The 15,548-nt window shown below is 53.2% G+C and carries 1 protein-coding gene (only partly in view); it reads right to left on the bottom strand.

The whole window is internal to a non-ribosomal peptide synthase/polyketide synthase gene (locus AC0WRU_RS11200) on the bottom strand: the coding sequence, 42,276 nt in all, runs 12,603 nt past the left edge and 14,125 nt past the right edge, and what appears here is coding positions 14,126-29,673 (codon 4,709, partial, through codon 9,891, complete); reading right to left, the first codon wholly in view occupies positions 15,544-15,546. The start codon and the stop codon both lie outside this window.

The raw sequence follows: 15,548 nt of genomic DNA, 5'->3' as shown, positions 1-15,548 counted from the left end.
CCGCGGCACAACATACTCCATGCCTCCTTCGAGGCGTGCTTCCGGTGCAGGCAACGCTTTGCGGTCGATTTTTCCGCTTGGGGTCAACGGGAACCGATCCAGTTGTACCACATACGTCGGAATCATGTAGCCCGGCAGCTTCGGCTGCAATGCGTTCCGCAGCTCCGGCAGACTCAGCGGCGCTGAGGCTACGAGATAGGCACACAGGTCCTTGTGTCCGTCTTCGTTTTCCCATGCGGTGACCACGGCTTCCTGAATGCCGTCCACGGTCAGCAGCTGCGCTTCCACCTCGCCCAGCTCGATCCGGTACCCCCGGATTTTGACCTGATGGTCGATCCGGCCCAGATACTCGATACTGCCGTCCGGTAACCATCTCGCCAGGTCACCCGTACGGTACATCCGATTGGCGTGAGTGGTTGCCGCTTGTTCGGCTTCCAGATAGGCGAACGGATTCGGGATAAATTTCTCTGCCGTCAGTTCCGGCAGATTTAGATAACCGCGTCCCACACCTGCACCACCGATATATAACTCGCCCGCGATGCCGATCGGCACCAGCTGTTGTTGTGTGTTCAAGATGTACACGGACTGGTTCGCCAGCGGCGTTCCAATGGATACCGTATGTGCACCTTTTTCCAGCAGCACGTTCAAATCTTCCACGTCTTCCATCGTATAGGCGGTCGCATCTACCGTCGTTTCGGTCGGGCCATACACGTTGGTAATCACTGGGCGGTACCCGGACCACTTGTGCAGGAACCTGTGAACCAGTGGTACAGGTAACGCTTCGCCACCGATCAGGTAGTGCTTCACTTCCGGCGCTTCGGTCACATTGACGCTCTCGTTCAAGATATGCAGATGCGCTGGTGTACCGTCCGACAGGTCAATCCGGTGCATGCGGTAGTAGGCGATCAATTGCTCCCCGTTCAGGCTTACGTCACGGGATACCACATGCAAGGTATGGCCTAACAGCAGACTCGCAAAGATTTGCTGTACCGAAGCGTCAAATACATACGCGGACAGCCATGCAATTTGAAGCGGTTGCTCATAGCGGTTGTACACCCGTTCGGACAACGCATCCACCAGATTGGTGACGCTGCGCTGCTCAATCATGACCCCTTTCGGCTGGCCAGTTGTACCTGACGTGTAAATCATATAGGCCAGGTTGTACAGGCTGGCTACAGGGATCAGATTGCTCGCATCCTGCGTTTCCAATTGTGCTTGAACAACCTCGTCATCCAGAGCTACAGCACGTACGGTGGCTGGCAAGATGAGCGCCGAATTGGCGGATGTATCTTCTGCACCTGTGATGGTCGCTGGTGAAGCATTCACCGTTACACCAGCATTTTCGGTTACTGGCGTTTGCAGGCTGTTGCATTGGCCCACGGTAGCTTTGGACGTAATCACGACCTTCGCCCCGCTGTCTTGGAGCATGTAATGAATACGTTCCTGCGGATACAGCGAGTCCATGGGCACATACGCGCCTCCGGCTTTCAGTATCCCGAGGATGCTCACCAGGATATCCGCAGAACGTTCCAGCAATATGCCTACCGGTTGATCGGCTTCTACCCCTTCTGCCCGTAACACACGGGCTAATCGGTTCGCCTGCTCGTTCAGCTCGGCGTAGGTCAGTGCCGTGTCCTCGAACACCACTGCTACCCGCTCAGGGTTGCGTTTCGCTTGCTCTTCAAACTGTTCGCTGAGCGAACGACCTTGTACCTGTCCATGTCCAGCTCCACGCACGCTATGCGCGTTCGGGTCGTTGAACACCTTCAGAATCCGCTCGGTTTCTTCTGCTGTAATCAGTTCCAGTTCACCCAGCTTCGCATCCGGGTTCGTCGCCACGGCTTCGGCCAAACGAATGAAATGTCGTGTCATCCGTTCCACGGTTTCTCGCTGGTACAACGCGGTCGCATACTGCAATCCGAACTGGATGCCTGCTTCTTCCTCGCTGGCTTCCAGCGTCAGGTCGAACTTCGCCGGGGTTTGCTCCATGCCATATGGACGGAAGCTCAGGTCGAACTTCGCCGGGGTTTGCTCCATGCCATATGGACGGAAGCTCAGGTCCGCCAGTTTCAGCTCGCCTTCTTCGGTGTTCTGCAGCGTAAACATCGTATCGAACAGTGGATGGCGGCTCATATCCCGCTTCACGTTCAGCTTTTCCACCAGTTCTTCAAACGGATAATCCTGATGTTCGTAGGCTTGCAGGGCACGAACTTTCACATCTTCCACGTAGCTGCGGAAGGTTTGCTCCGCCGTCGGATAGTTCCGCAGGGCCAAGGTGCCAACGAACATTCCGAGGATCGGTTCCAGATCGGCATGTGGTCTTCCCGCAATCGGTGTCCCGACCACGATGTCCTCTTGCCCGGTGTATTGATGCAGCAGCGCTGTGTAAGCCGCGAGCAGCACCATATACAGCGTCGAGCCTGTGTGCGCCGCCAGTTCTTTCAGACGTTCGCTGACTTCACGCTCCAATCCGAATACGACCGTATCCCCTGTCGTACTCCGCACGGCCGGACGGGCAAAGTCGGTTGGAAGATCCAGTACGGGCAGCTCACCCCGGAAGGTGTCAAGCCAGTACGCTTCCTGACGCTGCATCCACTCCTGATGGGCTTCGCTTTGCTGCCATACCGCATAGTCTTTGTACTGAATCCGCAATGGTGATAGCTCTTCACCACCATACAAGCGGACAAATTCATCGGTCAGTACCCCCATGGACACGCCATCCGAGACGATGTGGTGCATGTCGAGCATGAGCAAATGCTGGGATTCCTGCTCGTGTCCTTGTACGCCCAGGTCCACCAAGCCTACCCGCAGCAGCGGCGCAACTTGCAGATCAAACGGACGTACGAAGGGCCGCACCAGCTCTTGCGATTCCTTGCTAACAAGTTGTTCGGTATCCGCAGCCGCACCCTCTGTCTGTACCTTCGTATAATCCACCTCGAATGGTACAGTCTCCTCAATCCATTGCATCGGCTCACTGTCGACCAGTTCAAAGCGGGTACGCAACGCCGCATGGCGGGCGATCAGTTGACGGAACACGTCTTCCACTCGTTTCACGTCCAGCGGACCACTCACTTGCAGCACAGACGGCATGTTGTAGCTCACATCGTTCGGATCGAACTGATGCAGCACGTACAGTCGTTTTTGCGCTGAGGACAGTGGGTAGAAGCTACGATCTTCTGTCACCGGAATGGACGCGTACGCCACTTGATCCAGACCTTCAATAACCGCTGCCAACTGTTCAATCGTTGGCGCTTCAAAAATGCTGCGCAATGGAAGCGGTTTGTTCAGCTCCTTGTGAATCTTCGAGGCTAGCGTCGTCGCCCGCAGCGAATGTCCGCCAATCTCGAAGAAGTTTTCCTTCACGCCCACCTGCGTGAGGCCCAGCACGTCCTGCCAAATGTGCGCCAGCTTCGCTTCCACCCACGTCCGCGGTGCGACATAGTCCGCTCCGCTTTGCAGGCTGTCTTCCGGTGCGGGCAGTGCCTTGCGGTCAATTTTGCCATTTGGACTCAGCGGCATTTGCTCCAGCTGTACAAAGTACGATGGCACCATATAGCTTGGCAGCTCCCGGCCCAACTCACTTCTCAGATCGCTGGCTCCGAGCTCTTGCCCGGCGACATAGTACGCCACCATTTGTTTTTGTCCCGTTTCATCCGCACGAGCCGTGACGACGGCTTCTCGTACCGATTCCACTTGGAGCAGCTGCGATTCGACCTCGCCCAGTTCAATCCGGTAGCCCCGGATTTTGACTTGATGGTCGATCCGGCCCAAGTATTCGATGTTGCCGTCCGGCATCCATCTCGCCAAATCGCCCGTGCGATACATTCTCTCATACCCGGCTTCGCCACCTGCAAACGGATCGGCAACGAATTTCTCGGCCGTCAGCTCTGGACGGTTCAGATAGCCTCGGGCTACGCCTACACCGCCGATGCACAGCTCACCCGCAACCCCGATCGGCTGCAATTGCTCCGTTCCTTCCTTTACGATGTACAGACGGATGTTTTGAATCGGTTTTCCGATTGGAATGACCGAATATATTTCATTAGGCTTGCAATCGAAGTACGATACGTCCACCGTCGCTTCGGTCGGTCCGTACAGGTTGATCAGCTTCGCTCCGGCGATACCCGACACGAGGCGTTGGAAACGTGCGACATGCTGTGGTGGCAATGCTTCGCCACTGGCAAAGACATGTCGCAGCGTTTCCAGCTTCGCTTGCATCACTTCCCGTGGCTGCTGCTCCACGTACTCCAGGAACGCATGCAGCATGGCAGGCACAAAGTGCATCGTGCTCACGCTATCGCGGGCAATCGTTTCTACGATGTCCTCTGGATTCTTTTCTCCGCCAACCGACAACAAGCTCACCTTCGAGCCGACCATCGACCACCAGAACAGCTCCCACACCGACACGTCGAACGTGAAGGCTGTCTTTTGCAGGATCGTATCTTCGGCACTCAAGCCGTAACGACCATGCATCCACAAAATCCGGTTCAAAACAGAATGGTGCTCAACCATAACACCCTTCGGTTTTCCCGTGGAGCCAGAGGTATAGATGACATAGGCTACATGGTGCGGCCCGGCCAGCGGCTCCAGATTGGAGCCATCTTCGTGGTAAATGTCATGGCCATCCAGCTCATGACGATCCAGCACCAGCACCTTGCCGTCAAAACTCAGTGACGCTTGCTCGGCCAGATGCGATTGCGTCAGCACCAACTTCGCTTCCGAGTCCTCCAGCATAAAGCGGATGCGATCCGCCGGATATTCCGGATCGATTGGCACGTAGGCTCCGCCTGCTTTGAGGATCGCATAAATGCCTACGATCATGTCCAGCGAGCGTTGTACCAGAATGCCCACAGGCTGATCCGGTTCAACTCCTTCCGTACGCAGCGTCCGCGCCAGACGATTCGCCCGCTCGTTCAGCTCGCGGTAGGTCAACGTCTCTGCTCCGAACAGCACTGCCACCTGATCCGGAGTTCGCGTCGTCTGTTCTTCGAACAGCGTACTTAACGTCTGATGCTGTGGATAAGTTGCTACTGTATCTCCCCAAACCTCAAGGATTTGCGCTTGTTCTGCTGGTGTCACCAATTCCAGCTCATTCACGCGAATATGCGGATTCTTCACGATTTGCTCAATGACATGCAATACATGTCCTTGCATACGCTCCACGGTAGCCCGATCGTATACATTGGCGTTATATCTGAACATGATGCGGAAGGTTTCATCTGGCATCACAATCAAGTCCAGATCATAATTCGTTTGCTCGACAACCTCTACATTCGTAATTTCAAAAGCGGACGGACGAACTTCACCAAGCTGCTCGACTTGCTCCTCTACCGGATAGTTCTCAAATACCATAATGTGGTTAATCAGATTTTGCTTCTGCTCCGTCAGCGCCTGAATCTCATACAGAGGGAAACTGTCGTATGCTCCCGAGGCCAGTGCCTGTTCCTGCGTTTTCCGCATCACTTCCACAAAAGTGGCATTCCGTTCACTTTGAATCCGAACCGGGATCGTATTAATGAACAAACCGATCATATGCTCTACGCCAGCAATATCTGTCGGACGTCCAGATACGACACTACCGAAAATAACATCCTCATTGTTGTTATATTTCTGCAAAATAAGGCCCCACACGCTTTGCATCAGCGTATTAATCGTCACCTGCTGCTGCTTCGCAATCCGGTACATGGCTTCGCTCCACGTTTGATCCAGCTCCACCGTTATTTTTTCAGAAATATATTCGCTGGTTTCACTAGCTGTAGTGGATGGAGCATTTTCCCTGCTGTCCACGGCTTGATCTTTTAATGAAGCATCCGAGCCAGGTAACAAAGTCTGCTGTTCAAAGCCCGCCAAATAGCTGCTCCAATAATCTTTTGCCTCACGTTCATCCTGACGCTCCAGCCATTCGATATATTGGCCATACGGTGTGACCGCAGCAAGCTCCGGCTGCTTCTGCTCCAGCAGCGCAAAGTACGTACCAAACACTTCACCTGTAACGAGCGATAAGCACCAGCCGTCCATGACAATGTGATGGAAGCTCCATACCAAATGATACGTATCTTCATCTGTCTGCAATACCTGTACGCGCATGAGCGCATCGGTACCGAGATTAAAGCCCCGAGCCTGATCCTGAAGCTTGAACGCTTGGATATACGCCTTCCGTTGCGCTTCCTGCATTCCACGCAGATCCTCGAAGGAGAGGTCACTATCTTTGTGGCGGAACACGACCTGCAATGGCTCCTGATTCTGCCCTGTCTCAAACATATGGAAATTCGTACGCAGTGCTTCATGCCGCTGTGTCAGTAGATCCAGACTCTGACGGAAAACAGCAACATCAAAGCTGCCTTTTTGATCAAACGATGCTTGCTGGAAGTATGCGCCTGACTCCGGCTCCATCAAACTATGGAAAAGCATCCCCTTCTGCATTGGCGAGAGCGCATAAACATTTTCCAGCTCACCCACAGAAGCCATTTGCTCCGTCAATTGTTCCAGCTGCTCCAACGTCAAGCCCTTGAACAATACATCGCTTGGTGTTAGCTCACTCCGCTCTTTAGAGGCACAATGAACGATCACTTCCTGCAAGCTCTCCTGCAGCAATTGTGCAAATTTTTCCACGTTTTGTTGATGATATACCTTACTGTCATAGCGAATTTCCAACGAAAGCACGCCCGCTGTAATCATTCCGTTCACATTCAGCGGATGCTCCAAAAGGGTACTGTCGCTCATCGGCTCTCCACCTGTATGTGAAGACAGACCGATATCGCTATTTTCCAAATCCTGATCGAATTGTCCCAAATAGTTGAAGCTAATTTCAGGCTGCAAGGTAAAGGAAGGATTGGCAGCATGCTGAGACATATATTTCAGAATACCGTAGCCAATGCCCTTATGCGGCACATGACGCAAGTCTTCCTTCACCCGCTTGATTCGCTGTCCCACTTCTACTTTTCCGTCAACATCGAGCAGCACCGGATATTGGCTTGTAAACCAGCCTACTGTACGTGTGATGTCGATATCTGGAATAATGGCTTCCCGACCGTGTCCCTCCAGATTGACCAGCACGCGCTCTTGACCGCTCCAGTTGTACAGTGCTGTGCCGAGTGCGGTTAACAGCAGATCATTGACCTCTGTGTTATACGCACGGTGTGCTTCCTGAAGCAGTAGTCGTGTTGCCTGCTCGCTCCAAGCCACGGTCACAGTCTCACTGTCTCTCAGCGGATAATGCTGTCCTTCCGCTCTCTCTTGATCCTTAGGCAACGATGCGAATTCCATTTGCGCGAGATGCTGCCAGTATTCACGTTCAGCTTCGATCGCCGGACTATTCGCGTATCGGGACAAACGCTCTGCCCAAGCGGAGAATGAATCCGTTTTGTATGGCAGACGAATGGCTTCTCCCTGAACGGCCTGTTCATACCCGGTTGCAAAATCCTCGAATATAATCCGCCATGAAATGCCGTCTACGACCAAATGATGAACCGCGATCAACAAATGATCTCCATCCGCGCAGTGGAACAATCCCAGCTTCAACAGCGGTCCTTCGTCCAGACGAATGGAACTTTGAATGGCATTCGCTTTCACTTCAATCGCCGTCACTACATCTGCGGAGTCTCCTAGGTCTGTCAGATCAACAACGTCCAGACTGTACAGCTCGCCTTCGTTCAAGCCACGATTCCACGCTTCATAGCCCTGTTCGGTCTGGCGGAAGATCATACGCAAAGCATCATGATGCTCAGTCACCTTGGTCACCGTTTGACGCAATGCTGCTTCGTCGAAACCTTGTGCTCTATACAGCATCACCGACTGGTTGAAGTAATGCGGCTCTGCTGAGGATTGTCCAAAGAACCATTGCTGAATCGGGGTCAGTTGGACCGCCCCGGATACCGCCCGTTGATCGGCTGTACGGCTGACCTTGTGTACATGACCGCTCAGCAGTGACACGGAAGGATATTGGAACAGGTCCTTCATTTCCAGCTTGTAGCCCGCTTGCAGCAAACGGGAGGATACTTGAATCGCTTTGATCGAATCTCCACCCAGATCAAAGAAATTGTCCAAAATCCCGACTCTCTTTGCCCCTAATACGGCCTGCCAAATGGAAACCAAGGTCTGCTCCAGCGCTGTGCGCGGCTCTACATAATCCGCTCCGCTTTGCAGGCTGCCCTCCGGTGCCGGCAGTGCTTTGCGGTCAATTTTACCGTTCGGAGTCAAAGGCATGTTTTCCAGCTGTACGAAGTACGAAGGCACCATGTAGTTTGGAAGTTCCTCGCCCAGCAAGCCACGTAGCTCACCCACATTCACTTCCCGTTCTGCGACATAGTAGGCGACCAGTTGATTTTGTCCCTGCTCGTCTGCACGTGCCAGCACGATAACCTCTTGCACATCTTCTACTTTCAGCATTTGGGCCTCGACCTCGCCCAGCTCAATCCGGTATCCACGGATTTTGACCTGATGGTCGATCCGGCCCAGGTATTCGATGTTGCCATCCGGCATCCATCTCGCCAAGTCACCCGTACGGTACATCCGTTCATAGCCCGCTTCTCCAGCCGCAAACGGATTCGGTACGAATTTCTCAGCCGTCAGCTCTGGACGATCCAGATAGCCGCGTGCCAGACCCGGCCCGGATACACACAGCTCACCCGCTACGCCCACAGGCGCCAGATGTCCATGCGCATCTACCATGTATACCCGATGATTCGGCACAGGACGTCCGATGGAAATCAGTTGCCCCGCTCTCTCGTCTTCAGATACCGGCCAGATGGACGTCGCTACCGAGTTTTCCGTTGGACCGTAGCCGTTGTAGTACGCCACTTGATCCTTCCACTTATACACCAGCTCTGTTGAAGATGCTGATCCGGCAGTGAACAGAATACGCAGGTTCGGCATCCGCTCTGGCTCCAGATATACCGCATAGGTCGGTGGCAAAGCGGCCACGGTGATTTGATGATCCGCCATATATTGCTCAAACCGCTCGTAGTTCAAAATCGTTTCTGTCGTTGGCACGTATAACGTGGCTCCGCAGAACAGCGCCTGGAAGATTTCCCAGCAAGCCGCATCAAACGAATAGCTGGCGAACAGCAATGCACGATCCGACGTGCTGATCCGGAGTGTCTGATCAAAATACGCTTTCAGATTGCACAATCCGTGATGCTCCAGCATAACGCCCTTCGGCTGCCCCGTTGTACCCGACGTATAGATCACATACGCCAAATCATTCGGACCGGACAACGGCTCCAAATTGGAATGATCCTCGTGGTATACCGTTTGCTCTCCATCCAACACCAACACATGACCATCGATAGCTGCTTTGTCCACCAGATGGCTTTGTGTCAACAGCAGCTTCGCACCCGAGTCATCCAGCATGTAACGGATACGCTCTTCTGGATACGTCGGATCAATTGGCACATATGCGCCCCCGGCTTTCAAAATCCCGAAGATGCCCACAATCATGTCTACCGAACGCTCGGTCATCAGACCTACTAGACGATCCTTCGTCACGCCTTGATTGCGTAAGGTACGAGCCAGACGGTTGGCACGCTCGTTCAGTTCGCGATAGGTCAACTGTTCTCCTTCGAAGAACAACGCTGCCTGCTCCGGTGTCTGTGCCGTTTGCGCCTCGAACAAGCCGTGAATGGTTTGCTCGCTTGGATATTCAGCCGCCGTATTGCCCCAAACCTCAACAATCTGTTCGCGCTCCTGCTCGGTTACCATATCCAGCTCATGTACCCGAATGTCTGGATTCTCCGCCACTTGCTCCAGCAGCTGCACCAGATGACCTCGAATTTGCTCTACACTTTCACGTTCAAACGCCTGCGCATTATAACCAAAGCTCATGTGGATGGTGTTACCCGGCATTACCACCAGGTTAAAGTCATAGTTCGTCTGCTCGACAGACTCGACCCCTGTAATGCTGAAGCTGGATTCTTCACCATTACCTAATTGCTCAATTTGTTCCTCTACCGGATAGTTCTCAAAAATAAGAATATGATTGATCAAATCCTGCTTAAGCTCCGACAACCCCTGAATTTCATTCAGCGGATACGTATCATAGGCATGGGAAGCGATAGATTGCTCCTGATTTTGCTTCATCACGTCTGAGAATAAGCTATCCTCATGACTGCGGATGCGTACAGGAATCGTATTAATAAACAGACCGATGATGTGCTCCACATTTGGAATATCTGCCGGACGTCCAGATACCACGCTGCCAAACACCACATCATCTGTGCCATTATATTTTTGAAGCAAAAGGCCCCAAACGGTCTGCATCAACGTATTGATCGTTACCTGATAACGCTTGGCTATGCGCTGAATGCCAGCCGTTAGATCCGCGCCCAAATCAAAGTCCAGGCGCTCCGCCTGATACTCCGTTTTGCCCTGGATTTTTGCCTGTGGCAAGCGGGACTGTTCCTCATACCCTTCCAGAACCTTGCTCCAGTAACTCGATGCGGCCTGACGATCCTGCTGTTCTAGCCATTCGATATACTGACTGTACGGCGTTACAGGGGCCAGTTCTGGCTGCTTCTGGGCCAGTATCGCAAAATAACTCGCAAACACTTCGTTTGTCACCAGCGACAAGCACCAGCCGTCCATCACGATATGATGGAAGCTCCACACAAAACGGTACGCATCCTCACCCGTACGCAAAACGGCGACACGCATCAAAGCATCTTGTGCCAGATCAAAGCCTCTCTGCTTGTCTTTGCGCGTATATTTGAGGATGTACTCGTTTTGCTGCTCTTGCTCCACATCCCGCAGGTCCTCTACATATAACTCACTGCGCTTATTGCGGTACACGACCTGCAGCGGTTCATCCTTCCAGCCGCTGTAGAAATTCGTACGCAGTGCCGTATGCCGCTGCACCAATACATCCAAACTTGCCGCAAATGCAGCAACATTAAAGTGTCCTCGCAGATCAAAGGATGCCTGTTCAAAATAAGCTCCCGATTGCGAATCCATCAGATTGTAGAACAGCATACCCTTCTGCATCGGCGTCAGTGCGTATACATTTTCCAGTTCACCAGTACGTGCAGCCTGCTCTGCAATTTCCTCCAGCTCACCATTTGTCAGACCCTTGAAAGACACATCACTCGGGGTTAACTCCGGCTGGTCCTGAGCGACGCAATGCGCAATCACCTCTTGCAAAGCGGCTTGCAGCAGTCCCACCACCCGTTCCAACGTTTCCTTGCGATATTGCTTACGGCTGTAAGCGATCGTCAAGCGCAGCGTCCCCTCCGAGATCATCGCGTTCAAATCGAGTGTGTGTGGCAAAGGTGAATTCGCATCGTCAGTCTCACCTACACCATAGGAAGACAGCGTGATGCCGCTATTTTGCAAATCCTGATCCACTTGTCCCAAATAGTTAAAGCTGATTTCCGGTTCTGCTACAATTGTACGCTCTTCATCTGCTGCGGTCGCATGGGACAAGTAACGCCATGTACCATACGTCAGTCCTTTATGCGGAATCCCGCGCAGGTCTTCCTTCGTTTCCTTGATCCGCTGTGCCAGTGTCATTCCCTTGCCCGTTTCCAGCAGCACCGGATACAAGCTCGTGAACCAGCCTACCGTACGCGTAATATCCACCTCTGGTAAGATCGCTTCCCGACCATGTCCCTCTAGATTCACCAGGACCTGTCCCGCGCCTGTCCAGTTATGCATCGCCAACCCTAGCGCGGTCAGCAGTAAATCATTGACCTCGGTGTTGTAGGCGCGATGTGCCTGCTTCAAAAGCTGCCGGGTTTCGGCTTCGGTCCACTCCACCGTCAGCACTTCGCTGTCTGCATTCAAGGAGCCCTCATAGGTAAAATCCTTAGGCAGCGGCGCGGCTTCCGCTTTGGCCTGCTCCAGCTGCTGCCAGTAGACTTCATCCGATGCAGCCTCAGGACGGTTGGCGTAAGACGACAACTCCCGTGCCCATGTTTGGAAGGAATCCGTTTTATATGGCAATCGTACAGGCTCGCCCTTGATCACTTGCTCGTAGCCTGTGGAGAAATCTTCAAACAGTATCCGCCATGACACCCCGTCCATCACCAAATGGTGAATGGCTATCAGCAAATGATCGCCCTCTGCTGTGCGGAATAATCCCAGTTGCACCAGAGGTCCTTCGGACAGATGGATGCTGCTTTGCATTTCGGTTGCCTTCGCTTCCAGCGCTTCCGCATAGGTTTCCTGTTTACGGTAATCCACTGTTTCCAGCGTATATAGCGCGCCTTCCTCTACACCGCGTGTCCAAGCCTCAAAACCGGACGGAGCCTGACGGAAAACCGTACGAAGCGCATCATGATGTTTCACAATGTGATCCACAACATGGCGAACCGCCGTCTCATCAAAGCCCGCAGCGCTATAGAGCATGACTGCCTGGTTAAAGTGCTGCGGACGCTCGCGCTCCTGCGCAAAGAACCAGTGCTGGATCGGAAGCAAAGCGGTTTCCCCGCTCACTTCTCCTTGATCTGCCATACGACTGACCCTATGCATATGCGGTGCCAGTGTTGCAACCGTTGGATACTGGAACAAATCCTTCATGTCCAGCTTATAGCCGGCCTGGAATACACGGGATGCGATTTGAATCGCCTTGATGGAATCGCCGCCCAGATCAAAGAAGTTGTCCAAAACACCGACAGTCTGCAGTCCCAGTACCGACTGCCAGACCCCTACCAGAGCGCGCTCTTGCGCGGTACGCGGCTCTGCATAATCCGTTCCGGTTTGCAGGCTACCTTCTGGTGCTGGCAGTGCCTTGCGGTCAATTTTTCCGTTCGCACTCAGCGGCATCTGCTCCAACTGCACAAAGTACGATGGCACCATATAGCTTGGCAGCTCTCGCCCCAGCTCACCTCTCAGCTCGCTGGCTCCGATCTCTTGTCCAGCGACGTAATACGCCACCATTTGTTTTTGACCTGTTTCATCCGCTCGGGCCATAACTATGGCTTCTCGTACAGACTCCACTTTCAGCAGCTGCGATTCGACCTCGCCCAGCTCGATCCGGTAGCCCCGAATTTTGACCTGATGGTCGATCCGGCCCAAGTATTCGATGTTGCCGTCCGGCATCCATCTCGCCAAATCGCCCGTGCGATACATCCGCTCATAGCCTGCTTTACCGCCTGCAAACGGGTCGGCTACGAATTTCTCTGCCGTCAGCTCTGGACGGTTCAGATAGCCGCGTGCTACCCCTACACCGCCGATGCACAGCTCACCCGCAACCCCGATCGGCTGCAATTGCTCCGTGCCTTCCTTCACGATGTACAGACGGATGTTCTGAATCGGTTTCCCGACCGGAATGACTGTATATTCCTCCGTTGGCTCGCAATCGAAATACGATACGTCCACCGTCGCTTCGGTTGGGCCATACAGGTTGATCAGCTTCGCTCCAGCCAAGCTCGACACGAGCCGTTGGAACCGTGCGACATGCTGTGGTGGCAACGCTTCGCCACTGGCAAATACATGTCGCAGCGTTTCCAGCTTCGCTTGCATCACTTCCCGTGGCTGCTGCTCCACATACTCCAAAAATGCGTGCAGCATGGCGGGTACAAAGTGCATCGTGCTCACGCCATCGCGGGCAATCGTTTCTACGATGTCCTCTGGATTCTTTTCTCCGCCCACCGACAACAAGCTCACCTTCGAGCCGACCAGCGACCACCAGAACAGCTCCCACACCGACACGTCGAACGTGAAGGCGGTTTTTTGCAAGATCGTATCTCCAGCATTTAATCCGTAACGATCATGCATCCATAAAATCCGGTTAATCACCGAGTGGTGCTCGACCATAACACCCTTCGGTTTTCCAGTGGAGCCGGAGGTATAGATCACATAGGCTACATGTCGCGGCCCGGCCAGTGACTCCAAATTCGAGCCATCCTCGTGATAAATGTCCTCGCGATCCAGTACCAGCACCTTACCGTCGAAGCTCAGCGACGCCTGCTCTGTCAAACGCGATTGCGTCAGTACCAGCTTCGCTCCCGAGTCCTCCAGCATGAAATGGATGCGGTCCGCAGGATAATCCGGATCGATCGGGACATAGGCTCCGCCTGCCTTGAGGATCGCGTAGATGCCTACGATCATGTCCAGCGAGCGCTGAACCAGAATGCCTACCGGCTGATCCGGTTCAACGCCTTCCGCACGCAAGGTGCGTGCGAGACGGTTGGCCCGCTCGTTCAGTTCACGGTAGGTCAACGTCTCCGATTCAAACAGCACCGCCACCTGATCCGGTGTTTGCTCTGCCTGTTCCTCGAACATCGCACTTAACGTCTTATTCTGCGGATAAACTGTGTCCGTATCTCCCCAGACCTCAAGGATTTGCGCTTGTTCTTCCGATGTTGCCAATTCCAGCTCATCGAGACGAATATGCGGATTGTTCACGATTTGCCCGATGATATGGTCGATGTGGCCTTGGATACGTTGCATGGCAGATCGGTTATAAACAAGAGCATTGTAATCCAGCAAAATGGAGATATCTTCGTCAGGCACGACAATCAGGTTAAAATCGTAGTTGGTTTGCTCTGCAATTGCTACGTTGGTAATGGAGAAACCAGCTTGTGCGCCCGTCTCACCGGAACCGCCCACCTGCTTCATCTGCTGCCCAATCGGATAGTTTTCAAAGACCATAATGTGATTAATCAGATCTTGTTTTTGCTCGGTCAGTGCTTGGATATCATACAGCGGGAACGTGTCATATGCCCCGGAAACCAAAGCCTGCTCTTGCGTGCGTTGAAGTGTTTCGGCAAAAGTGGCATTTCGTTCACTGTAAATACGAACCGGAACCGTGTTGATGAACAGGCCGATCATGTTTTCCACACCTGGAATTTCTGCCGGACGACCGGATACAACACTACCAAACACGACATCCTGATTATTATTGTATTTCTGTAAAATAACGCCCCAAACGCTTTGCAGCAATGTATTAATCGTTACCTGCTGCTGCTTCGCAATCCGGTTCAAGGCTGCGCTTCGTTCTTTACCTAGCACAAATGACAGCTTTTCCGAAACATATCCGGAATTTGAAACCGCACCGCTTCCGTCTGTACCCTCAACCTTTGCAATCACGGATGATTGTGCGTTCTCGCCAGGCAACAAGGTCTGCTGCTCAAAGCCCGCCAAATAGTCGCTCCAATAGCGGGTCGCTTCCTGAGCATCCTGCCGTTCCAGCCATTCAATATAGTCACTATACGGCTTGACAGGTGCGAGCTCTGGCTGCTTGTGCTCCAGCAAGGCAAAATATGCACCAAACACTTCGTCCGTCACCAGGGACAGGCACCAGCCGTCCATCACGATATGATGGAAGCTCCATACAAAACGGTATGAGCTATCACTCGTACGGAAGACGGTTACGCGCATGAGCGCATCCTTGCCTAAATCAAAGTTTTGAGCTTTATCCCGGGCCACAAATTCAGCTACAGCGTCTTCACGCCCTCTGACATCCTCATAACGGAAGCCCGGATTTTTATAGCGATATACGACCTGCAACGGTTGACCATGCCAGCCGCTGTAGAAATTCGTGCGGAATATAGCATGTCGGCTTGCCAGCAAATTCAGACTTGCCTCAAATACGCTCGGCTCAAAATGGCCCT

This window comes from Paenibacillus sp. 1-8 (assembly GCF_056316205.1).
This window is presented reverse-complemented; position numbering and strand designations above follow the sequence as displayed.